This is a genomic window from Streptomyces sp. NPDC051064 (genome assembly GCF_044455985.1).
Classification (GTDB): Bacteria; Actinomycetota; Actinomycetes; order Streptomycetales; family Streptomycetaceae; genus Streptomyces.
Genome location: NZ_JBITFK010000003.1, coordinates 573378 through 597461 on the forward strand (window position 1 = coordinate 573378; position 24084 = coordinate 597461).

The window sequence follows — 24084 nt, forward strand, 5'->3', positions numbered from 1 at the left end:
GCCGCAAGTCGTGGACGCTTGTCGGCTCGCTCGAGAGAAGGAGGGTGCCATGCCCGCAGGATCCAGTCCCAAGCGTGAGCGCCAGTACGAGCACATCAAGGAAGGTGCCGAGAAGCGCGGAACCTCCGAGAAGCGGGCGAAGGAGATCGCCGCCCGTACGGTCAACAAGGAACGGGCCCGCTCGGGAGAGTCGGAGTCGGCGAGCAAGGCGTCCAAGAGGGACCCGAAATCAGCCTCTCAGCGCGGCGGTCAGCGTTCGCACAGCGGCCCCGGAGGACCGACCAAGGACCAGCTCTACGAGGAAGCCAAGAAGAAGAACATCGAAGGCCGCTCCTCGATGACCAAGGAGCAGTTGAGCAAGGCACTGGGCCGCTGAGAGCGCACCTCAGGACCTCGCGCCACGGTCGGCCCGCCGGCGCAAGGGGCTCCCTGGTCCAGCCGAATCCGAGGCACACCGGAATGTGACCGAGCCCGGCTCCGGTGATCGCGAGACCACCGACTGACAATGCCCCCGGCACTGGGCCCGGACCGCTCCGTCAGGAGGCGACGCCAAAGGTGTGTCCAGGGCGGCTGACATCGGAGTCTGTCGCTCGGGTACCCGGGCTCCGAGCGACTGTCAGGAGGCGACGATGGAATCCTCGCTCGACCGGATCGGTGATCCCTGGGGCAGCCGGGTCCCCCACGGACGGCACAAGAGCTGGTCCGCCCGGGTGGACACCTTCCTCTCCGAGGGCGTGGAGCCCGCAATGGTGCAGGAGTGGGTGCAAGCCGCCTCGATCCTCCACTCGGACGGCGATGCGATGGACATCGCCGTCATGGACGGCCGCATGGTCGGTGTACGGGGACGAGCCACCGACCGGGTCAACCGCGGCAGGCTCGGCCCCAAGGATCTGTTCGGCTGGCAGGCCAACGCCTCCCCCGACCGGCTGACCCGGCCCCTGGTGCGTGAGAACGGGCGGTTGGTGGAGAGCGACTGGGGCACCGCCATGAGCCGCATCGTCACCCGCTCGCACGAACTGCTGGACGAGCGCGGCCCAGGATCTCTCGGCTTCTACACTTCGGGCCAGCTGTTCCTCGAGGAGTACTACACCCTGGCGGTCCTTGCCAGGGCAGGCATCGGTACCAACCATCTCGACGGCAACACCCGGTTGTGCACCTCGACCGCCGCGGAAGCCCTCAAGGAGTCCTTCGGGTGTGACGGACAGCCCGGCAGCTACGACGACATCGACCACGCCGATGTGATCGCCCTCTTCGGTCACAACATCGCCGAGACCCAGCCCGTGCAGTGGATGAGGATCCTCGATCGCCTGGAAGGTTCCGAGCCCCCGCGGTTGCTGTGTGTGGACCCGCGTCCCACCCAGGTGGCCCGGAGGGCGGCCGTTCACCTTGCCCCGCGCCTCGGCACCAACGTCGCTCTGCTCAACGCGCTGCTGCACGAGATCATCCGGAACGACCGCGTCGATCACGCGTACATCGAGGCGAACACGGTCGGCTACGAGGAACTCTGCGCCGGCGTCAAGGACTGCACCCCGGGGTGGGCAGCAAGCATCTGTGACGTCCCGGTCTCGCGGATCCGCGAGGCAGCCGAACTCCTCGGAACCGCCGACCGGCTGCTCTCCACCGTGCTGCAGGGTTTCTACCAGTCCCATCAGGCGACGGCGGCCGCGGTCCAGGTCAACAATCTGCATCTCATCCGGGGCATGCTGGGACGGGAGGGGGCCGGCGTGCTGCAGATGAACGGGCAGCCCACCGCGCAGAACACCCGTGAGTGCGGAGCCAACGGTGACCTGCCGGGCTTCCGTAACTGGCAGAACGACGCACACGTGGCAGAGCTGGCCGAGGTCTGGAACGTGGCGCCGAGCACCATCCCGCACTACGCGCCTCCTACCCACGCCATGCAGATGTTCCGCTATGCCGAACAGGGCTCGATCCGCATGCTGTGGATCAGTGGCACGAACCCGGCCGTATCGCTGCCCGAACTCGCACGCGTACGCTCGATCCTCGCCCAGGAGAGCTTGTTCGTCGTCGTGCAGGACCTGTTCCTCACCGAGACGGCCCAGTTCGCCGATGTCGTGCTGCCTGCTGCCACCTGGGGCGAGAAGACCGGCACGTTCACCAACGCCGACCGCACCGTACATCTGACCGCCAAAGCCGTGGACCCGCCGGGCGAGGCCCGGCCGGACCTCGACATCTTCCTGGACTACGCCGCACGCATGGATCTCCGCGACAAGGACGGCGGGCCTCTGATCTCCTGGCAGGACCCGGAATCGGCGTTCGCAGCCTGGAAGCGGTGCAGTGAGGGCCGCCCCTGCGACTACAGCGGCCTCACGTACGCGAAGCTGCGCGACGTGGGAGGAATCCAGTGGCCGGTCAACCAGCAGGCGCCGGAGGGTACCGAGCGGCTCTACACCGAGGGCATCAGCTGGGCCGACCCCGACATGTGCGAGACCTACGGCAAGGACCTCGTGACGGGCGCAGTGAACGACGAAGCGGCGTATCGGTCCCTCAACCCGGACGGCAGGGCGATGATCAAGGCCGCCGGCTATGTTCCGGCGCACGAGCAGCCGAGCGAGCAGTACCCGTTCCAGCTGACGACCGGCCGCACCCTCTACCACTTCCACACCCGGACCAAAACCGGCCGCGCACCCCAGCTGAACGAAGCGGCACCTGAGGTGTGGGTCGAGATCAGCGACACGGATGCCGGCGCACAGGGACTTGCGGAGGGCGACCTGGTCGAGGTCCGCTCACCGCGCGGCGCGCTCCGAGGCCGGCTGCGTGTCACACAACTCCGGCCGGGACTGCTTTTCGTGCCGTTCCATTACGGCTACTGGGACACGCCCGCGGGCTCGGGTCCGAACTCCACCACAGCAGGCCGGGCGGCGAACGAGGCAACCATCACCGACTGGGACCCCGTCTCCAAACAACCGCTGTTCAAAACGGCGGCCGCCGCTCTCGCCCTCGTCGAACGGGGCGACGGGACGCAGGCACCCGCTCCCACCACCACCGCGTCCGCACCCGCCGACCCCGCGGGCCTCCGGCCCACGGTCGGAGGGTCCGACGCGCAGGCGTCGCAGGCCCGGGACACCACCTGGGACCTGCCAGGAGGCGACCGATGACCGGGATCCAGCTCGCCCTGAGCACCCTGCACCGCGGTGAAAAACATATGGCGACGGAGCTCATGGCCGTGGCGGACCGACATCGCACAGACCATGAGGTCCACCATGTGGCGACCGATATCGCCGCCTGGTCGCTCGAACACGTGCAACGTCTCGCCGAAGCATCCGCCCGCTACGGTGGCGCAGAGCTCGACGGACCGTACAACGGCTCGTCGGCCGGCGTGTTCCGGGCACTCCAGCACAACCCCCCGGAGCAAGGGAGCCGCGGGTCCGACCCTCGCTTGCTGCTCCTGGGCGATCTCCACGACCTGCATCTCGCCGCGACGCACAACTCGCTGCACTGGGAGATGCTCGCCCAGGTGGCCCAGGCCACCGAAGCCGCCGACGCGCTCACCCTCGCGGGATCCTGCCACCCGCAGACCCTGCGCCAGATGCACTGGACCAACACCATGATCAAAACCCTGTCGCCGCAGGTGCTCAGCAGTCTGTGACGTCGGCGCCGGACCGTGACCCCGGGAGCCACACGGGGCGACCTGGCTTCCGGCATCTCCACCGCGCGGTCCAGTCAGTGGGAGCGGGGCTCCTGGGGACCGGTGTCCCCCATGCCCCTGAGATCCTGCTCCGTCCACTTACTGGTGTCCCGGGGCGTGACATACGGCTCCTCCCCCTGTGGATGGCCGCCGATGACGGCCCGCTCACGAGCCAACTCGGCATCGAACTCAAGACCGAGCAGGATCGCCAGGTTCGTGATCCACAGCCAGACGAGAAAGGTGATCACGCCGGCCACGGCACCGTAAGTCTGGTTGTACGACCCGAAATTGGCGACATAGAAGGCGAAGCCCGCCGACGCGACCATCCAGATCACCAGCGCCAGCAGGCTGCCCAAGGACACGAACTTGAAGCCTCGCCCTTTCGCGTTCGGCGCTGCCCAGTAGAGGATCGCCAACAGCATGGTCACCAGCACCACCAGGACGGGCCATTTCGCGATCGACCAGACGGTCATGGCGGTGTCGCCGATACCCAGTGCGGTACCGAGCCGTCGCGCGAGGCCACCCGAGAGAACGACGATCAGCGCACTGGCACAGGCCAGCACCATCAGCGCCAAGGTCAGGCCGACCCGGACCGGGAGCACCTTCCAGACCGGCCGCCCCTCGGGCACGTCGTACACGACGTTGGAGGCCCGGATGAACGCTGCCACATAACCGGAGGCGGACCACAGCGCGGCCAGCAGCCCCACGATGGCCATGACCAGCCCCGTGCCGCTGCTGGACTGCAACTGGGTCACCGCGTTCCTGAGAACGTCACGCGCCGCGCCGGGAGCAAGCTTCTGAATGTTGTTCAGCACGGTCTGGGTGTTCGACTCACCGGCGATGCCGAGCAGGGAGACAAGAACCAGCAGAGCCGGGAACAGCGCCAGGATGCCGTAGTAGGTCAGTGCCGCCGCCCGATCGGCGAGCTCATCCCGCTTGAACTCCTTGAGCGTACGCCGCAGCACCGCTCCCCACGACGCTCTACCGAACTTCGTAGGCGTGTCCGGTGCGTCGCGCTCCACCTGCGGGTCCGGCCCCGCACGCCCACCCCCGCGCGGCCCCGTGCTGCCCTGGCTGTTCTGTTCGTTCGGCATGTGAATCAGACAATCCCACGCTCACCCGCTGCGCGACTTCGCAGCGGGCCCCGTGCACCTGGACGGACGAGCTACCCCATCCAGGTGCCGGCAGGGTGCACGCACGGCTGCCGGATGCGCCTTTCCGCGACGGCACGCTGCCGCATTTTCGCCCCGTCCACGGGTGCTCCGGGCCCGGTTTCTCTCAACTGCGGATGAGGGAGTCGTCCCGGGGGCGTGCGCCAGGCAGCTGGTGGCGTGCGGCGATCAGAGCGGCGTCCACGTCCCGGGTGCCAGTGGCCACACAGAGCGTGTAGGCGATGTCGTCCATCCGCTGTTGCACCTCCGTGTCGCCGTTCTCCGCCTGCGGAATGCGCAGGGTGTCGAACTGCTCGACAAGGTTCCGCATCACCGCGGGGTGGGCCATCAGGGGCGGCGCCAGTCGCCGGAGGGCAGATGGGATCCCGCCTGCGGCCCCATACGCAGCATGCCGCCGTCCACCACCCAGGACGCCCCGGTCGTGTAGGACGACTCCGGGCCGGCCAGAAAGGACACGACGGAGGCGACTTCCCGGGCGTCACCGGGCCGCCCGAGCGGAATGCCGGGCCGGTCGACGGCCTGCACGTCCGTGTCCTCCTGGCCCGTCATGGGGGTGGCGATCTCACCGGGAGCCACGGAATTCACGGTGATGCCGTACTCGGACAGTTCCAGGGCCATCACCTGCGTCAGCAGTCCCAGACCGCCTTTGGCGGCGCAGTAGGGGGCCGCGCCGACCCTCGGCTGGTGCTCGTGCACGGAGGTGATGTTCACGATGCGGCCCCCTTCGCCCTGAGCGATCATGCGCCGGGCCGCGCGCTGTGAGCAGAGGAAGGGACCGATGAGGTCCACGTCGATGACGTGCCGGACCGTCGCGTGGTCGAGGTCGAGGAAACGGGTGGACGTGCCGGTACCCGCACAGTTGACCAGCACGTCGACGCGGCCCAGTTCGTCCGCCAGCGTGTCCACCACCGTGGCGGCGTCCGGCAGATCCGACAGGTCCAGGCGGGCCACCGCAGCGCGCCGGCCGGCGGCGCGTACCTCAACCGCGGTGCTCTCCGCCCCATCGTGATCGCGGTGCCAGGTGATACCGACGTCCATGCCCTGTTGCGCGAGCCGTACGGCTACGGCTCTGCCGATACCCGAATCCGCCCCTGTGACCAGGGCTACAGGGGCGTCGTCCGGAGCTTCCTCGGTCATATGTCCTCCTGGGCGTGTCAACGCTGCTCCCGGGTTGCCGGACAGACGGGTACCACACGCTCACATCGCCAAACCCTCACGTCCGCCCCGGGCTGTTCCAGACCCGGTGGTCGACACCCGCCGGAGCCGCGTGAGGCCGATCCGCTTCCCCAGCGCATTCGACCGGCGCTGATCACTCTCCAACGCGGTGGGTGAGCGTGAACACTCCTCCGTCGGGATCCTGGAGCATCCGCGAGAACCCCTGCGGCGACCGGGCAGCGGCTGGTGGCTTCGGTTTGCTGCCGCCTGCATCGAGCGCAGCGGCCACCGCGCGTTCGACGTCGTCGACCGCGAAGGTAACCCGCCAGCGTGGTCGCAGGTGTGCCTGGGCAGATGTCTGTATGCCGCCGCCCTGCAGGGAAAGAACCGTTTGTCCCCCCTGGTCGACCTCGACGTGATCGTGCCGGTAGACGACCTGGATGTCAGGTTCGGTGGCCCACCCGAAGACTTCTCCGTAGAAGGCAGAGGCGTCGAACACGTCGCGAGTCTGTAGGTCGACACGGACGGGGGCCAGGCCCTCACCCGATGACCACGCCAGCGCATGCCCTTCCCAGAACCCGAATACGGCGCCGTCCGGGTCCGCGGCCAAGCCGGCGCGCCCCTCACCCAGCGCCACCGGACCCACCGCCAGCGTGGCGCCTCGTTCCTGGATCCGCGCCGCCGCCAGATCCGCGTCACGCACAGCGAAGTACGGCGTCCACACCGAGGCCGGAGTGAAACCCGGATGCCGCTCCCCGATACCCGCCACGGGCGAGCCGTCGGCCGACGCGACGAGAAACTTGTCGCCCAGTGAACTTACTCGGAATTCCCATCCGAGAACTGCCGCGTAGAAGGCTTGGGCGGTGCGCAGATCGCTGACCATCAGGTTGACCCAGCAGGGGACACCCGAGACCGGCACCACGTAATCCGCAGACTCAGACATCACCACTCCTCCGCAGCCACTCCTACACCCGGCCGGCCCGGTACGCGAATCGAGATGAGGGCGCACACAGAACGTGCAATCAAGGCCAAGGACGACGACACCACCCGCACGGGGGTCACCACCACCGACGCGGCTGTCGACGGCAGCCGACAGACCCGCTGGGAGGGGCCCATGACGAGACACTCAGACGGCTGGCCGAGACCGGCATGCGCTGCTCCGTGACACACCGGCCCAGGTGCCCTTCGGGCCCGTCATCACAGAACCGGCTGCCACGACTACGCACCCAGGGCCTGCTTCACCCCGACGAGGACACAGAGGAGCCGCAGCCGCATGCCCCCGTGCTGCGACGTAAGCCACCGCCGCCGCACCGGTCGTCATCTGGAGCCTCCATGGGGTACGAACAGTGCGCGTCCTTGTTCGTCCCGCCCGGTGCGCGCCCACCTCATTCAGAGTGAATGTGCCTACGGTCCGCCGCGACCCGAGCAGCGGTCTTCCGCCTTCTGCCCCGGTCAGTCGGCGCCGACGTCGTGCACCGACACGCGAATCGTGCCGACGGTGCTGTCGGCGGCGTCGGGAATGAGCATCCCCCCGCCGGCACCGGTCCGCAGGTAATCCACTGCGGCCTGGTCGAGCAGCTCGCCGGGAAGGGCTGCGGGGATCCCTGGAGGGTAGGGCGTGAGCATCTCGGCACAGACACGGCCGACCGCCTGGTCCGCGGGGACCTGCTCGACATCGCCGAAGAAGGCGTCGCGCGGAAGCGTCGCCTGCCGCAGACGGAGGTCGCCAGGGTCCGGGATGCGGATGTCCGGTGCCGGTGGCAGCTCGTCGGCGCGGGCAACGAGGTCACGCAGGCCGTCGAGGAGCCGCGCCGTCGTCGAGTCGTCATCGGCATGGGTGAGCAGGGCGTTGATGCGCCGGTAGTCGGACGTGTGCAGGTTGATGCGATGGTTCCGCCGCATCCAGTCGGCGGCGTCGTAACCGCTGAACTTGACTCCGCTCAGGTCGATGAAGACCTGGAGGGGGTCCAGGTCGAAGGCGCGCCCGGGCGCGCAGAAGTCGTCGCGGTCGTTGACGTGCAGGCCCTCGATGTCCTCGATGGCTTCGCGCACACGTCGCGCCCTGGAGAGGGCGTCGTCCAGGAGCTCGCGGCCGTGTTCCACCATCTGGCGACGCCAGCCGTCGAGGGCTGCGTAGATGAGGACCGAGGGGCTGGTGGTGTCCAGGAGGTCGGCGCGGGAGGCGAGGGTCGGGGCGGTGACCAGGTCGCCTTGCAGGTGAAACACCGACCCCTGCTCGAGCCCGGAGCCCATTTTGTGGACGGACGTGACACACACGTCCGCGCCGGCGTCCATGGCCCAGGTGGGCAGCTCGGGGTGGAAAGGCAGGTGCGCACCCCACGCTTCGTCCACGATCAGCGGTACCGCATGCTCGTGGCACAGCGTCGCGATGGCTCCGATGTCAGCGCAGGTTCCGTAAGGGGTAGGGCTGGTGACCAGCGCCCCCCGCGCATCCGGATGCTGCTCGAACGCCGACCGGAAAGCCTCGGGGGCCGGCGGGTGGGCAAGATGCAGATCGGGGTCCCACTGGGGATCGACCCACACCGGGCGGATACCGGCAAGGATCAAGCCGGAGATGACCGATTTGTGCGCGTCGCGTCCGACCAGGAGCTTTTCGTGCGGCCCGGCAACGGACAGCATGGCAGCCTTCACCGACAGCGAACTGCCGCAGGTGGAGAAGAACGTGTGCTGGGCACCGACGGCGTCGGCCATGAGGTCTTCCGCGCGCTCCAATACCTTCTGCGACTGTGTCCGGTCGTCCAGACCGGACACCGCGAGCATGTCCGCACTGAAGACTGCGTCTCCCAGGACAGCCCGTACTCTCGGGTCGGCCCCCCGGCCCTGCTTGTGACCGGGCGGGGTGAACGGCAGTTGTTCCTGCGCCTGGTACGCCTTCAGAGCTTCGAGAACGGGAGCTTTCGAGTGGTCCATGATGTGCGGCTTCCCAGAGCGGGAGGGCGAAAACGGTACGGATGAAGGCCCCGGGGAGGCGGCCCAGGCATAGCCTCGCCGTTCAGGCAGGTGCAGCGGTTCGCGGTCACGCTCTGTGCCGCACGGTCTTCGCCGCCTGCTCCACGTGTCCGCCCATCGCGCGAGCACTCTGCGGTGACAGGCTTGGATCCGCGCGTCCTCAGCGGTGTTGTGGAGCTTCCCGGCCGGTCCGCGGCGATGCTCGTCGCTGATCACCAAGCGTCCTCAGGCTCTTGAGGCCTTGTTGATCCGTCCGAAGTGAGCCCTGCCCGCGCCACCATCATCGCTGATCTCTGCACTGTCATATCCTCCAGCGGGTGGCACCGCGCCCGACCCTGCCGGGCTGCCACGGCCCTGGCACATCTACCGGATCCACGAGCCCGCCGCGGCGTGCGGCACCGACTGCCGGTCGTAGTCAGCGCGGCGGTCTGCGCCGTTGTGGCCGGCTACCGCTCCTACACGGCGATCGCCGAATGGATCAACGACGTCCCAGCCGCGACCATGCTCGCCTTGGGTCTCAACCCTGATCGCAGGCCGTCCGAGACGATGATCCGCCGCCGACGACACCGCCTGGACCAGCCGAAACGCTTCACCACCGAGACCGTCTACGCGATCACGAACCTACACGTGCACCAGGCCCGGCCAGCACAGCTCGCCGCGTGGATCCGCCGCCAACCGCCACCCACGCCCGCGACAGCACCCGACCACTGGCGCTACTCGGCATCACCTAACGACTTTGCCGGGGCCCTGGGTGTCCATCGCACTACTCAAGGTAGTAACTGTGGTCTCCCCGGGGATACGGGCGGCGGCTGCGGCAACGGTTGCCAGGTCGTCGCTCGAGAAGCCGGCGCGGCTCAGCACCGCCAGGGATTTGTTCGTTGCCAGCGTGCACAACGCCAGCTCTGCCGCCTCCTGCTCATTGGCCCCCGCCGCCAGCAACGCCTGCTCCAGCATCGCCCGCAAACCGTCGATCATGGCGCGGACCATCGCCTGGCCCTGTGCGTCGAGGGCCGGGAACTGCGTTGCCGACACCGTGAGCAGGCAGCCATCCGGGACCGTCGGGTCGGCGATGCGGTTCAGGGTGACCTGCAGGTAGGCGGCCACAACGGCGCTAGGGCTCGGGTGGGGGCCGGACAGTGCCTGGTCGTACAGCGGGTGGTAGGTCTGCGCGTACCGTTGGAGGCTTTTTTGGAAGAGGGTGCTCTTGTCGCCGAAGGTGCCGTAGAGCGAGCTCCGGCCCAGGCCCGTGCCCTCGGTCAAGCGATCGATCGAGGCCTCCGAATAGCCCCAGCGCCAGAAGACGTGCATCGCACGTCGTAGCGCCTCGTCCACGTCGAATTGCTTGCGGCCCGCCATGGTTCGTCAGCCTACACATCTTGCACCGATCGTTTCAAGATGGGTAGGCTCGTCGGCATGACAAGCTTGAATTCGCTACAGCTGCCCGACGGGTTCACAGACGTCTTCACCAGCCAGCTCGTGGAGCTGAACGGGCTGCGGCTGCACGCAGTCACCGGCGGGGATGGTCCGCCGGTGCTGCTGGTCGGCGGGTGGCCACAGACCTGGTACGCCTGGCGGGAGGTGATGCCCGCGCTCGCCCGCGAACACACCGTCGTCGCCGTCGACTCGCGCGGGGCCGGGCTCTCCGACAAGCCGGACGACGGTTACGACGCCGGCACGCTGGCCGCCGATCTGGTCGCGCTGATGGCCGCGCTCGGGCACGACCGGTTCGACGTGGTCGGCCACGACATCGGCACGTGGACCGGATACGCCCTCGCTGCTGATCACCCCGAGCGGGTGGGCCGGCTCGCCGTCGTCGAAGCCGTGATCCCCGGACTCGTGCCGTCCCCGCCGGTCTTCAGCCCGGCCGCGGTCAACCAGAAGCTCTGGCAGTTCGGCTTCAACCGGCTCACCGAGCTCAACGAGGAACTGGTCCGAGGGCGGGAGCGGCTCTTCTTCGGCTGGCAGTTCGCCACCAAGGCCGCCACCCCGGCCGCGATCCCCGCGTACGCCGTCGACGTCTATGTCGACGCGATCGCCGCGGATCCTCGCGCGCTGCGGGCGAGCTTCGCGTACTACCGGGCGCTGGACGAGACGATCGCGCAGAACGAGCAGCGCAGCAAGACCCGGCTGACGCTGCCGGTGCTCGCCGTCGGCGGCGCGCTGTGGAGCGGCGCGAATGCCGCCCAGACGATGCGGCTGGCGGCCGACGACGTCACCGGGGTGGTCCTCGACGACTGCGGCCATTATCCGGCTGAGGAGCAGCCGGAGCGGTTTACCGAAATTCTGGAGGACTTCCTCGGTGGTGAACCGGTAGCAGGCGTGCCGCACGGCTGACACACCACCGAAACCGCCTACGCCACTTCTCACTGTCCCGCCATTCATGGTGGCTCTGCGCACGCCGACGGCCATTGCGGCACACATCGGCACGTCAGGACTCGCTCCACCGTCGGTCGTCCGTCGTTCCACTGCGTCCGTACCGCTTGAATGACCACTCTGTCCCCCGGATTGAGGGACGTGACGTCCGGCCCGAGCACCCATGGGCTGAGCGAGTCAGATATGACGGTTCTGGTCAGTGGTGACCGTGCGCGGTGTCGGAGGCACCACCGAAAAGCCGTGCGACGGCACGGAAGGGCAGGGTGACGACGGTAGCGATGGCCCCGCCGATAGAGCGGATAACGTCAGCGATGGCCTTAAGCATGCGAGATCCTCCCTTGAGATGCCACGGCGCCACTGAGGACGCCGTAATGATGTTCATCCGGCTCGTACCCGGTCGCGTTAGGGGGAAACCCCGCGCTTTCCGGCGACCGGAGAGCAGAGCGGCTCGTCGCGCCCATGATAAGTGGAAAGCCATCTGAGTGGCAGTTGAATTCGGTGCGCTCGCGATCCGTTACACACCGCAGCCCAGACTCCACATTCACCGGAGTCCCGCTATGTGCCCCCCTACTGGGAACCGCGGGGGCCCGCCAGCCGTTCCTCCCCTGGTCGTCGAGGCGACGCGGCTCATTGAGGAATTCCGGTACACCCGGCGAAGCCCTCCTCGAAGCCGCGAAGGACGCCGACAAGCAGGAAGGCGCGACCCGGGTGGCCCCCTGGCCTTGTTGCCGGGGGCACCCAGAAACAGCGTTCTGAAACAGTCCGAGAAGCCCTTGGCGGCCGGCACTGATGGCTGCCGATGCCAACGGCGGTTCGCAGTCGCGTCCGGAAGCGTTGCACGGAAAAGGAGGCTGGACGCCGCCCCCCGCGGCGTCGCGTGCCTGAAGGGAGGGTCATTCCTGGGCGAGCAGACCGGCACGGAGCTTCGCCAGAATGCGGGTGAGGAGACGCGAGACCTGCATCTGGGAAAGGCCGAGGCGCTCGCCGATCTGGGCTTGCGTCAGCTCCTGGCCGAAGCGCAGCTGGATGATGGCGCGTTCGCGTTCGTTCAGGGACTCCATCAAGGGAGCCAGAGCGTGAAGGTTCTCCACCAGGTCCATGTTGGGGTCCAGGTCGCCGACGATCTCGGCGAACGTCCGCCCCTCCTTGCCGGGACTGGTCTCCTCCGCGTTGCTCACAGGCAGGTCCAAGGAGCCCGCGGTGTAGCCATTGGCTGCGATGAGGCCCTCGATGACCTCTTCTTCGTCGATGTTCAGGTGGGTGGCCATCTCGGCGACCGTGGGGTCCCGGTCCAGCTTCGCGGCCAGCTCTTCCTTGCTCCTGGCGAGGATTACCCGCAGTTCCTGGAGTCGGCGCGGGACGTGGACGGCCCATGTGGTGTCGCGGAAGAATCGCTTGATCTCGCCGACGATGTAGGGGATGGCGAAGGAGGTGAACTCGACCTCTCGGGAGAGCTCGAAGCGGTCGATCGCTTTTATCAGGCCGATGGTTCCGACCTGTATGACGTCTTCCATCTGTCCGTCACCGCGGTTTCGGAAGCGCTTGGCAGCGAACTTGACCAGTGACAGATTCATCTCGATCAACGTGTTGCGGGCGTACTGGTACTCTGCGGTCCCCTCTTCGAGTACCTGGAGCCGGTCGAAGAACACCCTGCCCAGTGTGCGGGCGTCCTTCGGCGCGATCTTCTGCGGATCGTCAATCCGTGGAAGTGTCTGAACCGCCGGGTCCGCAACCGAAGCCTGCATGGATATCGACATCGAAGCTTTTCCCCTCCACGTCTCTCATGTCGCCTGTAGGCGAATCGGCGGGTACCCGCGCCGGAACAGCCCACACCCGCCGGATTCAAAGAGTCGACGAAGTACGAGGGTCCCCTGTTCGTGGCGCCCGACGGGGCTGGTGAACCGCACCGGACGGCTCGGTCGTCCCCCGCGATGACGGCATCACCCGGGCCGACCGGCCTCCCGGCGAGGCGGGCACCGAGGCGCAGAGCGAGATCTCGGGCAGCTCCGTCGGAGTGTCCCCGGACGGGGCGGATGCCTCGGTGCGGGCAGCGTCGGCGCCGGCCCGGAGCTCGTCGCGTCCGCGGACCTGGTCGCGGACTGGAGCATTCCCGACGCCGACCGGCCGTTCGTCGACGCCGCGCCCTGGTGCCCTACCTCTCCCCCAGCCGACTTCGTGGTGATCCCGGACACCGGTCATCTGATCCCGCTGGAAGCTCCGGCCCACCTCGTGGACGCCATCACGGCCTTCGCACCGGCAGCCTGACCATCCGCGCGGTCCGGCGACGGTTTGCAGTCCGCAGGACCTGCGGCACACATGGACCACCGTGCCAGTGCCGAATGGTGTGTCCTCCATGCTGCCGCGATCGCCACCGCCGACACCCACGACCGGACGGACCGAGTGCTCCCCCGCTCACAGGTACTGGCACAGCCCCCGGGGCACATAGGCCCCATGGCCCGCACGCCCCACGTACGTGCCGCCTTCGATGACTGGGACACCGCGCGACAGGACCGTCTCGACGCGTCCGGTGATCCGCTTGCCCTCGTACGCCGAGTAGTCGACGTTCATGTGATGCGTGCCGGCGGACAGCACCTGCTCGGCCTCCGGGTCATACACGACGATGTCCGCGTCCGCGCCCGGCGCGATCGTCCCCTTCCTCGGGTAGAGACCGAACATGCGGGCCGGTGCGGCACACGCGATCTCGATCCAGCGCCGGCGCGAGATGTGCCCGTCCACCACAGCCTGATGCAGCAGATCCATCCGGTGCTCCACACCGGGCATGCCGTTGGGAATCTTCGAGAAGTCGCCGATACCCATGTCTTTCTGACCCTTGAAGCAGAACGGGCAGTGGTCCGTGGATACGACTTGCAGGTCGTTGGTCCGCAGCCCCCGCCACAGTGCCGCTTGGTGTTCCTTCGGCCGGAGGGGCGTCGAACAAACGTACTTGGCTCCCTCGAAGTCCGGCTCGGCAAGGTTGTCGGTGGACAGGAAAAGGTACTGCGGGCACGTCTCGCCGAACACGGGCAGACCCTCGTCGCGGGCCCGAGTCAATTCCGCCAGGGCCTCCTGAGCTGATACGTGAACGACGTAGACCGGAGAACCAGCGACCTGACTCAGCCGAATGACGCGGTGCGTCGCTTCGGCTTCCAGGAGAGCCTTGCGGACCTCGCCGTGATAGCGCGGGTCGCGTTCCCCTCGCGCGAGGGCCTGCTCCACGAGGACGTCGATAGCGATGCCGTTCTCGGCGTGCATCATGACCAGGCCGCCGTTCGTGCCCGCTCGCTGCATGGCCCGGAGAATCTGGCCATCGTCCGAATAGAACACGCCGGGATACGCTGTGAAGAGCTTGAACGAGGTCACGCCGGCCTCGATCAGTTTGTCCATCTGTTTGAGGGACGAGTCATTCACATCGGACATGATCATGTGGAATCCGTAGTCGATGGCACATGCGCCGTCGGCCTTCTCGTGCCACGTGTCGAGTCCTTCGCGGAGTGAGCCCCCTTTCGACTGAATGGCGAAGTCGACGATCGTGGTGGTGCCGCCCCAGGCGGCCGCCCGCGTTCCCGTTTCGAAGGTGTCGGAGGACATGGTGCCACCGAACGGCATCTCCATATGGGTGTGGCCGTCCACCCCTCCCGGGATGACGTATTTCCCCGTCGCGTCGATGACCCGGTCGGCTGTCCATCCATGACTGCCGGGAGTGGCCAGTGCGACGACCCGGTGCTCGTCGACGAGCACGTCCAGATGGAGTTCGTCGGACGCGGTGATGACCAGACCACCGGTGATCAGAGTGCTTGCCACAGCTCAGCTCCATTCGCTTTGGATCAGGATTTCGCATCCACGTGCCCCGGCACCGACTGCAGGTCAGGCCGGCCACGAAGGAGGAAGGAGGGCCGGCCCCTCTCCGAAGATCAGGACAGGCCCTCGTTCCCACAGGTCGGACCGGCTTCCCACGGTGAAGATTCGTGGTCACGTCCGACGCGGTGACGACGAGCCGCCGTGGATGACTGAGCGGCTCATGTACCTCTCCTCGCGGTGGCGCGACCGGCCTGCACACGCAGGCCTGGTGCGTGATGACGTACGGGGAAGCGGGCTTCCCCCCGGCTGGGTAGCGCCGCGGGGCTCCCGCCCTCAGGTGGCCGCGTGCAGTGCCTGGCCCAGGATCTCCGCGCCCTCCTCGGCCTCGGCGACGGTGAGCGACAGCGGCGGCGCGATCCGCAGGACGCTGGTGTTGTGGCCGCCGCCCTTCCCGATGAGCAGCCCGCCCGCGCGGGCCGCTTCGAGTACGGCAGCCGCTCCGTCCGGGTCGGCCTCGTCGGTGCCGGGCCTCACCAGCTCGATGCCGATCATGAGCCCTCTGCCGCGCACCTCGCGTACGGCCGGTGAGCCCGCGCCGACCGCCCGGAGCCGCTCGATGAGCAGGCCGCCGACCCGCCGGGCGTTGCCCTGGAGGTCGTGCTCCAGCAGGTACGAGAGGTTGGCGAGCCCGGCGGCCATGGTGACCGGGGAACCGCCGAACGTCGAGATGGAGTTGGCGTCCAGGCAGTTCATGACGTCGGCGCGGGCGACGACTCCGCCGATGGACATGCCGTTGCCGATGCCCTTGGCGAAGGTGAGGATGTCCGGCGGCCCGCTCGAAGCGTGCGCCTGCCAGCCCCAGAAGTGGTCGCCCGTGCGCCCCCAGCCGGTCTGCACCTCGTCGGAGATCCACAGGATGCCGTGCCGGTCGAGGACCTCGCGGAATGCGGCGTACAGCCCGTCGGGCGGCGCGGTGAACCCGCCGACCCCCTGCACGGGTTCGGCGATCAGCGCCGCGACGCCCCGGGTGTGCCCGAGGAGGTCTTCCAGGTCGGCCACGCAGGCATTGATGAACCGTTCGTCGCTCAGCTCCGCGTACGGTCCCCTGGTGCGGACCCCGCCATGGACGTACAGCGTCTGCAGCGGGGACAGGCTCGTCGTCGACCAGGACCTGTTGCCCGTGATGGAGACGGCCGAGAACGACCTGCCGTGGTAGCTGTTGCGCATCGCCAGGATCTGGTTCGACCCGCGGTGGGCGGTGGCGAGCAGCAGGGCGGTGTCGTTGGCCTCGGTGCCCGAAGTGGTGAAGAAGACCCGGGCGTCGGGGATGCCGGAGAGCGTGGCGATCCGCTCGGCGAGCTCGACCATCGGACGGTTGAGGTAGAGGGTCGAGGAGTGGATGAGCCGTCCGGCCTGCTCGGAGACGGCCTTGGTCACCTCGGGCAGGGCGTGCGCGGTCATCGTGGTGAGGATGCCGCCGAAGAAGTCGAGGTAGCGGTTGCCGTCCGCGTCCCAGACGTGGCGGCCCTCCCCGTGGGTGAGCTCCAGGGGGTGCCGGTAGTAGAGGGCCAGCCAGTCGGGGCTGACGGCCAGGTGCCGCTCATGCAGTCCGGTCACGGCTCCACCAGCCCGTCGTACGCGTCCGGCCTGCGGTCCCGGTAGAACGCCCATTGCTGCCGCACCTGCTCGATCAGTCCGAAGTCCAGGTCGCGTACGACGAGTTCCTCCTCCTTGTCGCTGGCCACCTCACCGACGAACTGCCCGCGCGGGTCGACGAAGTAGCTCGTACCGTAGAAGTCGTTGTCGCCGTACTCCTCCTGGCCGACCCGGTTGATCGCTGCGATGAAGTACTCGTTGGCGACGGCGGACGCGGGCTGTTCGAGCTGCCAGAGATAGCCGGAGAGACCGCGCGAGGTGGCGGACGGGTTGTAGACCAACTGGGCTCCGTTGAGTCCGAGTTGGCGCCACCCCTCGGGGAAGTGCCGGTCGTAGCAGATGTAGACGCCGACCTTGCCGACGGCGGTGTCGAAGACCGGCCAGCCGACGTTGCCGGGCTTGAAGTAGTACTTCTCCCAGAACCCCTTGACCTGTGGGATGTGGTGTTTGCGGTACTTGCCGAGGTACGTGCCGTCGGCGTCGATCACCGCGGCGGTGTTGTAGTAGAAGCCGGACTGCTCGACCTCGAACACCGGCAGGACGATCACCATGCCCGTCTCCCGGGCGAGGTCGCGCATGCGCACGACCGTCGGCCCGTCCGGGACGGGTTCCGCCCAGCGGTAGTGCTCGGGTTCCTGGACCTGGCAGAAGTAAGGGGCGTTGAACACCTCCTGGAAGCCGATGATCTTCGCACCCTGCCGGGCGGCCTCGCGCGCGTGTTCCTCATGCTTGGCGATCATGGATTCGGTGTCGCCGGTCCAGGTCGCCTGGACGAGTGCGGCGCGTACGACGTGGGACATGAGCTGCTCCTTCGACGCGGCGTCAGAGAGCCTCTACGTTCTCTACGCCCGTAGACGCGGTGCATAGAGGGAGAACGTAAGCCCCGTCACACAACGGGGCAAGACCATCGCCGTGAAGCGGGGGAGTCGATCATGTTTCGTACCCGAGCGGTCCACACCGTCCCGGAGGGGGCGGCGTCCAGTCCCGCAGGGCTCCGTAGGCGGACCGGAGGCGGTGAAGCCGCGGGTGCCCCCGGAGTGATGGAGCTGGGCGCCGGACGGGCGCGGGCGGTGGTTCCGGATGAGACACAGCCGGGAACCGGTTCTGGGGATGCTCAGCCGGGGTCGCTGCACCTCGGCCGGCGCGGTGTCCGGGTCCAGGAGTGCGTCCAGGGCGCGCAGCAGGTCGCGGGCGCTGGACCGTACGGCTCCGGCGGCCGTGAGTCCGGCATGAGCAGGGGGGCCGCAGGCGGCCGTGCCAACGCCCGGTGATCTGAGGGCGGTTGGGGTCCCGGTCCGTGTCGGCGAGGCCGAGCGGGCCGGTGACGCGCTCGGCCGGCAGGGCCGGATGGTCGCCCCGGTCCCGCCGGCCGCCCCCGCGAGTACGTGGCCCAGCAGACCGCCGCCGAAGGTGGAGTACAGGACCCAGCTGCCGGGCCGGTGCCGTAGCCGGGTACGGCGCAGCGAGGCGAGCAGGTCGTCCTCGGAGAAACCGGCGTACGGGTTGCTGAGCCACCCGCTGCGTACCGCCCGGCCGAGCGGCCGCCTCGTGGACCGGGCCGTCGAGGCCGAAGGTGGCGAGCGGGGCGAGTTGGGCCATCCGCACGGAGCAGCCGCTCCAGTCCTCGGCAGGACCGGGCCCGGCGTCGTCCGCGGGTGCGGGCGCGACGGCGCTCCGGGTGTCGTCCCCGGAGAGCCGGGCGAGCAGGACCGCGGTGGCGCGCCTCGGCTACGGTGCCGCGATGCCCGCAACCCGCAGCGCGTGGACCACATCCCACTCGCGCGCCGCCGACACCTCCCGTGCCGCGGCGAGCAGCTGGGGGACGAGGTGGCGCGGTCCGCCCTCGGCGACGCGTGCCGCGTCCTGCGGGGTCCGGACGCGGACGAACGCGCCCAGCAGCGCACGCGCCTCCGGCTCCAGGCCCGCCCGGTCGAGTGCGACCACGGCGTCGGCGATCTCGCCGGCGGGCCGGGCGACACCCTGCCGGAGCAGCTGCCCGCAGTCGTCGGCACGGCCCGCGGCGGCCAGCGCACCTGCGGCGGCGGCGAGTTCGGCGGGCGGCAGTGAGGACACCTCCCACAGCAGGGTCGCCCAGTCTGCGTCCAGGCCGGCCTCGTGCAGCGCGACGGCGAGCACCGGCAGATGCCCGGCGGGCCACGCGGCGGCCTCGCAGAGCACGACGTGCGCCTCTCCGGTGCGGCCTTCCGCGCGCAGCCGTACGAGCAGCGCGACGGCGTCCTCGGCGGTCCGGCGGGCGGCGGGGTCGGGTTCCGCCGCCCGCGGTGCGGTCCGGCCGGCACCGTCCTGGGCCGTGGCGCCGCCGAAGCGGGCCCCGCGCGGGACGGAGGCGGCCTGCGGGGGGACCGGCAGCACGGGCACGCCCGACGGAACCGGCCCGGCTTCCGTGTCGTCGCCGAGGTCCAGGCCCGCGAAGCGCGCCCCGCGCGGCTTCCCGCGCTTCTTCACGGGGGCGGGCCCCGCCTGCGGTCCCGCTTGTGGACCGCGCTGTACACCGTAAGCCCCGGGCTCCTCCGGGAGGCTGGGCCCGGGAACCGCGGCCGCGCCGTCGGGGGCCGTCGCCTCCGTACCCCCCTGACCCCGGAACCAGTCGTCCGGGACCGTCATCTCCACGGCCGCCAGCCGGTTGCGGAGCTCGGCGCACCGGGCCGAGGCACGGGCGTGGTCGTCCCGCGCCCAGGCCATCGCCTCCGTCTCCCCGTACGCCTCACGCGCCCCGTCCGCCCCGGCCGCCCGCATCCGCCGGGCCGCGTACGACTGCTCCCGCAGCATCACGCCGAGCCGGTCGACGAGGGCCTGCCGCCCGCCCGGCCGCCTGTCGTAGGCGGCCGCCGACGCGGCACACAGCGCGGCGGCGCGTACGGATTCCCGCGCGGCGTACGCGGTGCCGCGCACGGCGGCGAGGTCCTGGAGCAGCGACTCGACCACGTCCCAGGGCGGGACCTCCGAGCCGTCGAAGCAGGCGCGCATGCCGTCGGGGTCGCGCGCGCAGAAGACTCCGTACCAGCCCTGCCCGGGATCGAGCAGGTCAGCAAGGTCCCGTAGGTACTCCGCGAACGCCCTTACTTCCACAGCATGCTGATCCACTGTCACCGTCGCCCTCACCGGTCGCCAGGGACTGGAGCGTTCCAGTCCGCGGGCATTCGACCGCAGGCGTGTTACGGGAGGACTACGCACGCTTTTCCGGCAGGGTGCGTCCGAAGCGCGGCCGGAGCCGGCGCGCCCCGTCAGAGGGTGACGGCGATCCCGGTGTGGGGCCGCTTGCCGAGTCGCGCGACCGTGGCGGGCCAGTCCACGAGCCAGAACTTCCAGGTGTACTTGCGGGCCAGGACCTTGCGGACCGCCGCGGTCCCGTCGCCGTCGAGCAGTCTGGCCGTCCCCTCGGCGCTCGGCGCGCCCTCGGCGACGCGGCCGCGGACGTCGCAGACGGTGACGAGGACACGGCTGTCGTTGCGCAGCCGCTTGACCTTCCAGGAGTCGGACCGCGTCCAGACGTACAGCACACCACCGTCCGCCGCGGCCCAGACGGGCGTGGCGACGGGCGTGCCGTCCTTCCGGTACGTGGTCAGGCTGACGTACTCACTGCGGGCGAAGTCCTGGAGAGTCACGGGCGCGACCCTACTCGGCCTACGCCGTGAGCGGCAGCTCCCCCGGTTCCGGCAGCGGCCCGGGGACGGGCACCGGCACACACAGCGCGAGCAGCTCGTCCATCGACAGCCCGAGGGCTCCCGCCAGCGCCGCGACCGTGAAGAAGGCGGGGGTGGGGGCCCGGCCCGTCTCGATCTTGCGGAGTGTCTCGGCCGAGATTCCCGCGCTCGCCGCGACCGCGACCATGCTGCGTCCGCCGCGCGCCTCACGCAGCACTTCGCCTAGCCGCTCGCCGCGACGGCGCTCTTCTGGTGTCAGGGGATTCCTTACCATGCCGTCATTCTAATACCGCTAGGACCGGTATTGTAATTGGCGCGACACTGATCGTCGGCGGCGGCGACGTACTCCACCCGGACCGGGACGGCTGGACCCTCCGTACGAGTGAGGGCAGCCGGGCGGCCCACGCCGCTCAGGCTCCCCCGGCGAACTTCCGGGCGAGCGTCTCACCGGCACTCACCGCGGCGGCGGGGCTCTCGATCGGCGACACCTCGGAGTCCTTGAAGAGGATGTAGGTGACGCCGGACGCCGTACCCCCGGTCCGGGGGTCCGGATCGATGCCGAGCGCCTCGGCCAGGGCGTACGAACCCTCGCCGATGATCCCGGTGGGCCCCGTGTCCCCCACGACGGCGTAGCGGACCTCGCCGTCGTGGATCACGGCGGCCACACCACCGCCCTTGATCCCCGACTTGGTGTAGTTCCACAGCGGCCCGGGGCCGGGGACGACGACGTACGGCACCCGGGCAGAGTCCAGGGGCTTGCCGTCCGACCCCTGGAACGCCGTCTGAGGCTGGAACGCGGGGTCGGTCCTGGTGTTGCAGGCGGTCGTGATCCGGCCGTCGCAGTCGATGTCCATGTCGGCCTCCCAGAACACGGCCTCATCGGTCCCGCAGACCGGGACCGTGGCTGCGGCGCCCTGGTCGGTCCGGTACTTCCCCTGGGAGATCCGGGTGCACTTCTTCACCTTGGCCAGCAGTTCGGCCGCACCGACCGGGCTCCCCCCGTCCCCGGCCGCGGCGGCGGGGAGTGCCGAGGCGAGCAGAGCGGCACCGGAGAGCGCGGAGAGGACCAGCATTCGCGTACGCACGGTCGTGGATGCCCTTTCACTGGACGCGAGGAACCCCGGCGGGCGCCTCCTTGCCGACGGGCGGCGCGCCATGGACGCGGCCGGCCGTGTAAAGACCTCGGGGCCGGTACGACGCTGCTGAGCGCGACATACCGGCCCCGAGGCCACTGCTACCGCCGGCCGGTCACGAACGACCCCCCGGCGACACCACCATGGCCGAGCCACCGCCGCGCCGCACCTTTTCGGCGGCCGCGAGCCAGCGCCCGTCCGGGAGCCGCTGGACGCCGGTGGCCGCCCCGATCTCCGGATTCGCCTTGAACACGTGCCCGAGGGCCTCCAGCTTTCCGCGCACCGGGCTGTCCCACAGTCCGGGCTCGATCTCGGTCGTCGGGGAGTTGCGCTGGCTGGCACGGGGCGCGGCGATCGCGTCGACCAGCGGCAGCCCCCGGTCCAGGTGGCCGGTCAGCGACTGGAGGACGGTGGTGATGATCGTGGCACCGCCCGGCGACCCCAGGGCCAGCACGGGCTTCCCGTGCTCCAGCACCACCGTCGGCGAGATCGACGAGCGCGGGCGCTTGGACGGGCCCGGCAGGTTCGGGTCGTGGACCGCCGGGTCGGCGGGCGCGAACGAGAAGTCGGTCAGCTCGTTGTTGAGCAGGAAGCCCCGCCCCGGCACGGTGATACCGCTGCCGCCCGTCGACTCGATCGTCAGGGTGTACGCGACGACGTTGCCCCACTTGTCGGCGGTCGTCAGGTGCGTCGTGTTCTCACCCTCGTACGTCGTGGGGGCGGCCTTGCCCCCCGTGGCGCAGCGGGCCGGGTGGCGCGGGTCGCCGGGGGCGAGCGGGCTGGTGAGGACCGCGTCGTCCTTGATGAGGCACTCCCGCGAGTCGGCGAAGCGCTGGCTGATCAGCTCCCGCGTCGGGACGTCCTCGAATGCGGGGTCGCCCACCCAGCGTCCCCGGTCGGCGAACGCGATCCTGCTCGCCTCGATCAGGCGGTGGAGGTACTGCGTCTCGCTCGCCTTCGAAAGGTCCGTCGACTCCAGGATGTTGAGGGCCTCACCCACGCTCGTACCCCCTGACGAGGACGGCGCGATGCCGTACACGTCGAGGCCCCGGTAGGCGGTCCTCGTCGGGGCCTGGCGCAGTGCGCGGTAGGACTTCAGGTCCCCGGTCGTCAGATCTCCCGGCCGCACCACACGCGTCGACGCCGGGTCCACGGGCGGCTTGCGTACCGTCGACACGATGTCCCGGGCCAGGTCGCCCCGGTACAGCTCGTCGACGCCCTCGCGGCCCAGCGTCCTGTACGTACGGGCGAGGTCGGGGTTCTTGAACACCGATCCGGTCACCGGCAACTCGCCGCCGGGCAGGAAGAGTTCGGCGGTGGCGGGAAAGTCGGCGAACCTGGCCTCGTTGGAGGCGGTCTGGGAGCGGAAGGTCTCGTCCACGACGAAGCCGTCGCGCGCCAGCCGCTCGGCCGGTTCGAGCAGCCGCCCGAGCGACTTGGTGCCCCAGGCGTCGAGGGCCTTCTCCCAGGTGGCGGGCGTGCCGGGTGTGCCGACCCCGAGTCCGCTGGTGACGGCGTCGGCGAAGGGGACCGGCTTCCCGTTCTCCAGGAAGAGCGAGGAGTCCGCGCTGCGGGGCGCGGTCTCGCGGCCGTCGATGGTCTGTACCCTGCCCGTCCTCGCGTCGTAGTGGACGAAGTACCCACCGCCTCCGATGCCCGCCGAGTAGGGCTCGGTGACGCCCAGCGCGGCGGCGGTGGCGACCGCCGCGTCGACGGCGTTGCCACCCTTGCGGAGCACCTCGATACCGGCCGCCGAGGCGTCCGCGTCGACACTCGACACCGCTCCCCCGTACCCCACCGCCACCGGGGACTTGGGAGGCGGTGGGGGTGGCGCCGAGGCCGCGGGGGCCGCGGCACCGAGCGAACCGATGACGGCGATCACGAGTGGGAACGACACATTCCGGCCGACGGAATGACGCATCCGTACCTCCTGTGAAGGATCGTCCGCGCAGGGTAACGCCGCAACACCCGCCTCGTCAGGATCGCCTCGGTCACACGTCCGAACGGCCGCTGCCATCCCCGCTCATGAATGACGACGTGCGTACCAGTCCCAGGCCGGCCCCTCGGAGTACACCCGCCCGGTCATGTCGGTGGCGCCTCAGGCGGAGGGACCGCCGGGGTTGTAACTCGCCTCGCAGTCCGAGCGACGGAATCTCCGCCATGAACACGTGGAAGTCGGATCGTCCTGGCCGTAGCCCCACACGGTGTGCCGGTCGGTGGAGACGGCCACCGGGAACGGCGATGGTGCTCGGTCCGGCCGGATCGGGGTGACGCCGTGCCAGACCGCTGTGCGCCCGGACCGTGTGGCCGGTGCGCTCCGCCAGCTTCCTCGGCAGTTCCAGGTGCCGTTCCCCGGCGAAGGGGACGGCCGGCACCATCGGGGTCGTGACCGGCACGCCCTGCCGTTCCAGGTCGGCCGCGACCAGTTCGGCGAAGTCGTCGGCGTCGAGGTCCCGCGTCGTCCCGTCGGGCAGCCGTGCCGTCACCATGTCGTGGCGCCCGTCGGCCAGGACGGC

Annotated in this window: 22 protein-coding genes and 2 pseudogenes; 6 read left to right on the forward strand and 18 right to left on the reverse strand. The window is 69.5% G+C overall.

The features are described from left to right. The first annotated feature begins 49 nt into the window (after positions 1–49). From ACIBCU_RS14385 to ACIBCU_RS14395, 3 genes are all read left to right on the forward strand, one after another. Positions 50–376 (forward strand): plasmid stabilization protein, encoded by a 327-nt coding sequence (locus ACIBCU_RS14385; RefSeq protein ID WP_399231543.1) that lies wholly within the window; start codon positions 50–52, stop codon positions 374–376. Positions 377–629: 253 nt separating this feature from the next. Then, on the forward strand, positions 630–3116 hold the full coding sequence (locus ACIBCU_RS14390) for a molybdopterin oxidoreductase family protein (RefSeq protein WP_399231545.1): 2487 nt from the start codon (positions 630–632) through the stop codon (positions 3114–3116). Then, the gene (locus ACIBCU_RS14395) at positions 3113–3607 is read left to right on the forward strand and encodes a hypothetical protein (RefSeq protein WP_399231547.1); all 495 of its coding nucleotides are present in this window, start codon (positions 3113–3115) and stop codon (positions 3605–3607) included. Before ACIBCU_RS14390 ends, ACIBCU_RS14395 begins: the two co-directional genes overlap by 4 nt. 74 nt (positions 3608–3681) lie before the next feature. On the opposite strand, the gene ACIBCU_RS14400 is transcribed toward ACIBCU_RS14395, so the two are convergent. The 5 genes from ACIBCU_RS14400 to ACIBCU_RS14420 all read right to left on the reverse strand — a co-directional run bounded on the left by ACIBCU_RS14400 (position 3682) and on the right by ACIBCU_RS14420 (position 8904). Continuing rightward, a complete protein-coding gene (locus ACIBCU_RS14400; protein WP_399231549.1) occupies positions 3682–4740 on the reverse strand; it encodes a YihY/virulence factor BrkB family protein in 1059 nt (352 codons plus the stop codon). Between the two features lie 184 nt (positions 4741–4924). Continuing rightward, positions 4925–5128 (reverse strand): DUF5133 domain-containing protein, encoded by a 204-nt coding sequence (locus ACIBCU_RS14405; RefSeq protein ID WP_399231551.1) that lies wholly within the window; start codon positions 5126–5128, stop codon positions 4925–4927. A 17-nt stretch (positions 5129–5145) separates the two neighbouring features. Then, positions 5146–5955, reverse strand: coding sequence for an SDR family oxidoreductase (locus ACIBCU_RS14410; protein WP_399231553.1), 810 nt, complete (start codon positions 5953–5955; stop codon positions 5146–5148). Between the two features lie 172 nt (positions 5956–6127). Then, positions 6128–6916: a VOC family protein gene (locus ACIBCU_RS14415; protein ID WP_362933301.1), complete on the reverse strand. Its 789-nt coding sequence runs from the start codon at positions 6914–6916 to the stop codon at positions 6128–6130. 509 nt (positions 6917–7425) lie between these two features. Next, a complete protein-coding gene (locus ACIBCU_RS14420; protein ID WP_399231555.1) occupies positions 7426–8904 on the reverse strand; it encodes an aminotransferase class I/II-fold pyridoxal phosphate-dependent enzyme in 1479 nt (492 codons plus the stop codon). Positions 8905–9201: 297 nt separating this feature from the next. On the opposite strand from ACIBCU_RS14420, the pseudogene ACIBCU_RS14425 reads away from it, so the two are divergent. Continuing rightward, positions 9202–9510, forward strand: a pseudogene (locus ACIBCU_RS14425) (transposase family protein); the annotation flags it as partial. 156 nt (positions 9511–9666) lie between these two features. Here ACIBCU_RS14425 and ACIBCU_RS14430 read toward each other — a convergent pair. Beyond that, positions 9667–10299, reverse strand: a complete 633-nt coding sequence (locus tag ACIBCU_RS14430) for a TetR/AcrR family transcriptional regulator (protein ID WP_399231557.1) — start codon at positions 10297–10299, stop codon at positions 9667–9669. A 57-nt stretch (positions 10300–10356) separates the two neighbouring features. Between ACIBCU_RS14430 and ACIBCU_RS14435 the strand changes: the two genes are divergently transcribed. Beyond that, positions 10357–11277, forward strand: coding sequence for an alpha/beta hydrolase (locus tag ACIBCU_RS14435; RefSeq protein ID WP_362933313.1), 921 nt, complete (start codon positions 10357–10359; stop codon positions 11275–11277). A gap of 235 nt (positions 11278–11512) precedes the next feature. On the opposite strand, the gene ACIBCU_RS14440 is transcribed toward ACIBCU_RS14435, so the two are convergent. Together ACIBCU_RS14440 and ACIBCU_RS14445 are read right to left on the reverse strand one after the other, a co-directional pair. Continuing rightward, positions 11513–11641 (reverse strand): LPFR motif small protein, encoded by a 129-nt coding sequence (locus tag ACIBCU_RS14440; RefSeq protein ID WP_280118781.1) that lies wholly within the window; start codon positions 11639–11641, stop codon positions 11513–11515. 568 nt (positions 11642–12209) lie between these two features. After that, on the reverse strand, positions 12210–13061 hold the full coding sequence (locus tag ACIBCU_RS14445; protein ID WP_362933316.1) for a SigB/SigF/SigG family RNA polymerase sigma factor: 852 nt from the start codon (positions 13059–13061) through the stop codon (positions 12210–12212). 390 nt (positions 13062–13451) lie between these two features. Between ACIBCU_RS14445 and ACIBCU_RS14450 the strand changes: the two are divergent. Then, positions 13452–13581, forward strand: a pseudogene (locus ACIBCU_RS14450) (alpha/beta hydrolase); the annotation flags it as partial. 147 nt (positions 13582–13728) lie between these two features. Here ACIBCU_RS14450 and hydA read toward each other — a convergent pair. From hydA to ACIBCU_RS14500, 10 genes are all read right to left on the reverse strand, one after another. Continuing rightward, entirely contained in the window at positions 13729–15117 is a 1389-nt protein-coding gene (hydA, locus tag ACIBCU_RS14455; protein ID WP_362933319.1) for a dihydropyrimidinase, read from the reverse strand. A gap of 330 nt (positions 15118–15447) precedes the next feature. Further along, positions 15448–16731, reverse strand: coding sequence for an aspartate aminotransferase family protein (locus ACIBCU_RS14460; RefSeq protein WP_399231560.1), 1284 nt, complete (start codon positions 16729–16731; stop codon positions 15448–15450). Next, a complete protein-coding gene (locus ACIBCU_RS14465) occupies positions 16728–17570 on the reverse strand; it encodes a nitrilase-related carbon-nitrogen hydrolase (RefSeq protein ID WP_399231562.1) in 843 nt (280 codons plus the stop codon). Before ACIBCU_RS14465 ends, ACIBCU_RS14460 begins: the two co-directional genes overlap by 4 nt. 42 nt (positions 17571–17612) lie before the next feature. After that, positions 17613–18542, reverse strand: a complete 930-nt coding sequence (locus tag ACIBCU_RS14470; RefSeq protein WP_399231564.1) for a serine hydrolase — start codon at positions 18540–18542, stop codon at positions 17613–17615. Next, entirely contained in the window at positions 18499–19881 is a 1383-nt protein-coding gene (locus ACIBCU_RS14475; RefSeq protein ID WP_399231566.1) for a hypothetical protein, read from the reverse strand. Before ACIBCU_RS14475 ends, ACIBCU_RS14470 begins: the two co-directional genes overlap by 44 nt. A 134-nt stretch (positions 19882–20015) precedes the next feature. Beyond that, a complete protein-coding gene (locus tag ACIBCU_RS14480; protein ID WP_362933331.1) occupies positions 20016–20396 on the reverse strand; it encodes a PPOX class F420-dependent oxidoreductase in 381 nt (126 codons plus the stop codon). A gap of 19 nt (positions 20397–20415) precedes the next feature. Then, the gene (locus ACIBCU_RS14485) at positions 20416–20709 is read right to left on the reverse strand and encodes a helix-turn-helix transcriptional regulator (RefSeq protein WP_362933334.1); all 294 of its coding nucleotides are present in this window, start codon (positions 20707–20709) and stop codon (positions 20416–20418) included. Positions 20710–20845: 136 nt separating this feature from the next. After that, complete coding sequence (locus tag ACIBCU_RS14490) at positions 20846–21520, reverse strand: glycoside hydrolase family 75 protein (protein WP_399231569.1); 675 nt, start codon at positions 21518–21520, stop codon at positions 20846–20848. 163 nt (positions 21521–21683) lie between these two features. Beyond that, a complete protein-coding gene (gene ggt / locus ACIBCU_RS14495; RefSeq protein WP_362933340.1) occupies positions 21684–23489 on the reverse strand; it encodes a gamma-glutamyltransferase in 1806 nt (601 codons plus the stop codon). Positions 23490–23559: 70 nt separating this feature from the next. Then, entirely contained in the window at positions 23560–24057 is a 498-nt protein-coding gene (locus ACIBCU_RS14500) for a hypothetical protein (RefSeq protein ID WP_399231571.1), read from the reverse strand. Positions 24058–24084: the final 27 nt, after the last annotated feature.

What these genes read in the sequence shown, in the direction of transcription:
- ACIBCU_RS14395 (WP_399231547.1), top strand. Translation starts at nt 3,113, where the DNA reads ATGACCGGGATCCAGCTCGCCCTGAGCACCCTGCACCGCGGTGAAAAA.
- ACIBCU_RS14445 (WP_362933316.1), bottom strand. Translation starts at nt 13,061, where the DNA reads ATGCAGGCTTCGGTTGCGGACCCGGCGGTTCAGACACTTCCACGGATT.
- ACIBCU_RS14435 (WP_362933313.1), top strand. Translation starts at nt 10,357, where the DNA reads ATGACAAGCTTGAATTCGCTACAGCTGCCCGACGGGTTCACAGACGTC.
- ACIBCU_RS14440 (WP_280118781.1), bottom strand. Translation starts at nt 11,641, where the DNA reads ATGCTTAAGGCCATCGCTGACGTTATCCGCTCTATCGGCGGGGCCATC.
- ACIBCU_RS14420 (WP_399231555.1), bottom strand. Translation starts at nt 8,904, where the DNA reads ATGGACCACTCGAAAGCTCCCGTTCTCGAAGCTCTGAAGGCGTACCAG.
- ggt (WP_362933340.1), bottom strand. Translation starts at nt 23,489, where the DNA reads ATGCGTCATTCCGTCGGCCGGAATGTGTCGTTCCCACTCGTGATCGCC.
- ACIBCU_RS14430 (WP_399231557.1), bottom strand. Translation starts at nt 10,299, where the DNA reads ATGGCGGGCCGCAAGCAATTCGACGTGGACGAGGCGCTACGACGTGCG.
- ACIBCU_RS14385 (WP_399231543.1), top strand. Translation starts at nt 50, where the DNA reads ATGCCCGCAGGATCCAGTCCCAAGCGTGAGCGCCAGTACGAGCACATC.
- ACIBCU_RS14485 (WP_362933334.1), bottom strand. Translation starts at nt 20,709, where the DNA reads ATGGTAAGGAATCCCCTGACACCAGAAGAGCGCCGTCGCGGCGAGCGG.
- ACIBCU_RS14500 (WP_399231571.1), bottom strand. Translation starts at nt 24,057, where the DNA reads ATGGTGACGGCACGGCTGCCCGACGGGACGACGCGGGACCTCGACGCC.
- ACIBCU_RS14410 (WP_399231553.1), bottom strand. Translation starts at nt 5,955, where the DNA reads ATGACCGAGGAAGCTCCGGACGACGCCCCTGTAGCCCTGGTCACAGGG.
- ACIBCU_RS14470 (WP_399231564.1), bottom strand. Translation starts at nt 18,542, where the DNA reads ATGTGGTCCACGCGCTGCGGGTTGCGGGCATCGCGGCACCGTAGCCGA.
- ACIBCU_RS14400 (WP_399231549.1), bottom strand. Translation starts at nt 4,740, where the DNA reads ATGCCGAACGAACAGAACAGCCAGGGCAGCACGGGGCCGCGCGGGGGT.
- ACIBCU_RS14415 (WP_362933301.1), bottom strand. Translation starts at nt 6,916, where the DNA reads ATGTCTGAGTCTGCGGATTACGTGGTGCCGGTCTCGGGTGTCCCCTGC.
- ACIBCU_RS14390 (WP_399231545.1), top strand. Translation starts at nt 630, where the DNA reads ATGGAATCCTCGCTCGACCGGATCGGTGATCCCTGGGGCAGCCGGGTC.
- ACIBCU_RS14465 (WP_399231562.1), bottom strand. Translation starts at nt 17,570, where the DNA reads ATGTCCCACGTCGTACGCGCCGCACTCGTCCAGGCGACCTGGACCGGC.
- ACIBCU_RS14405 (WP_399231551.1), bottom strand. Translation starts at nt 5,128, where the DNA reads ATGCGGAACCTTGTCGAGCAGTTCGACACCCTGCGCATTCCGCAGGCG.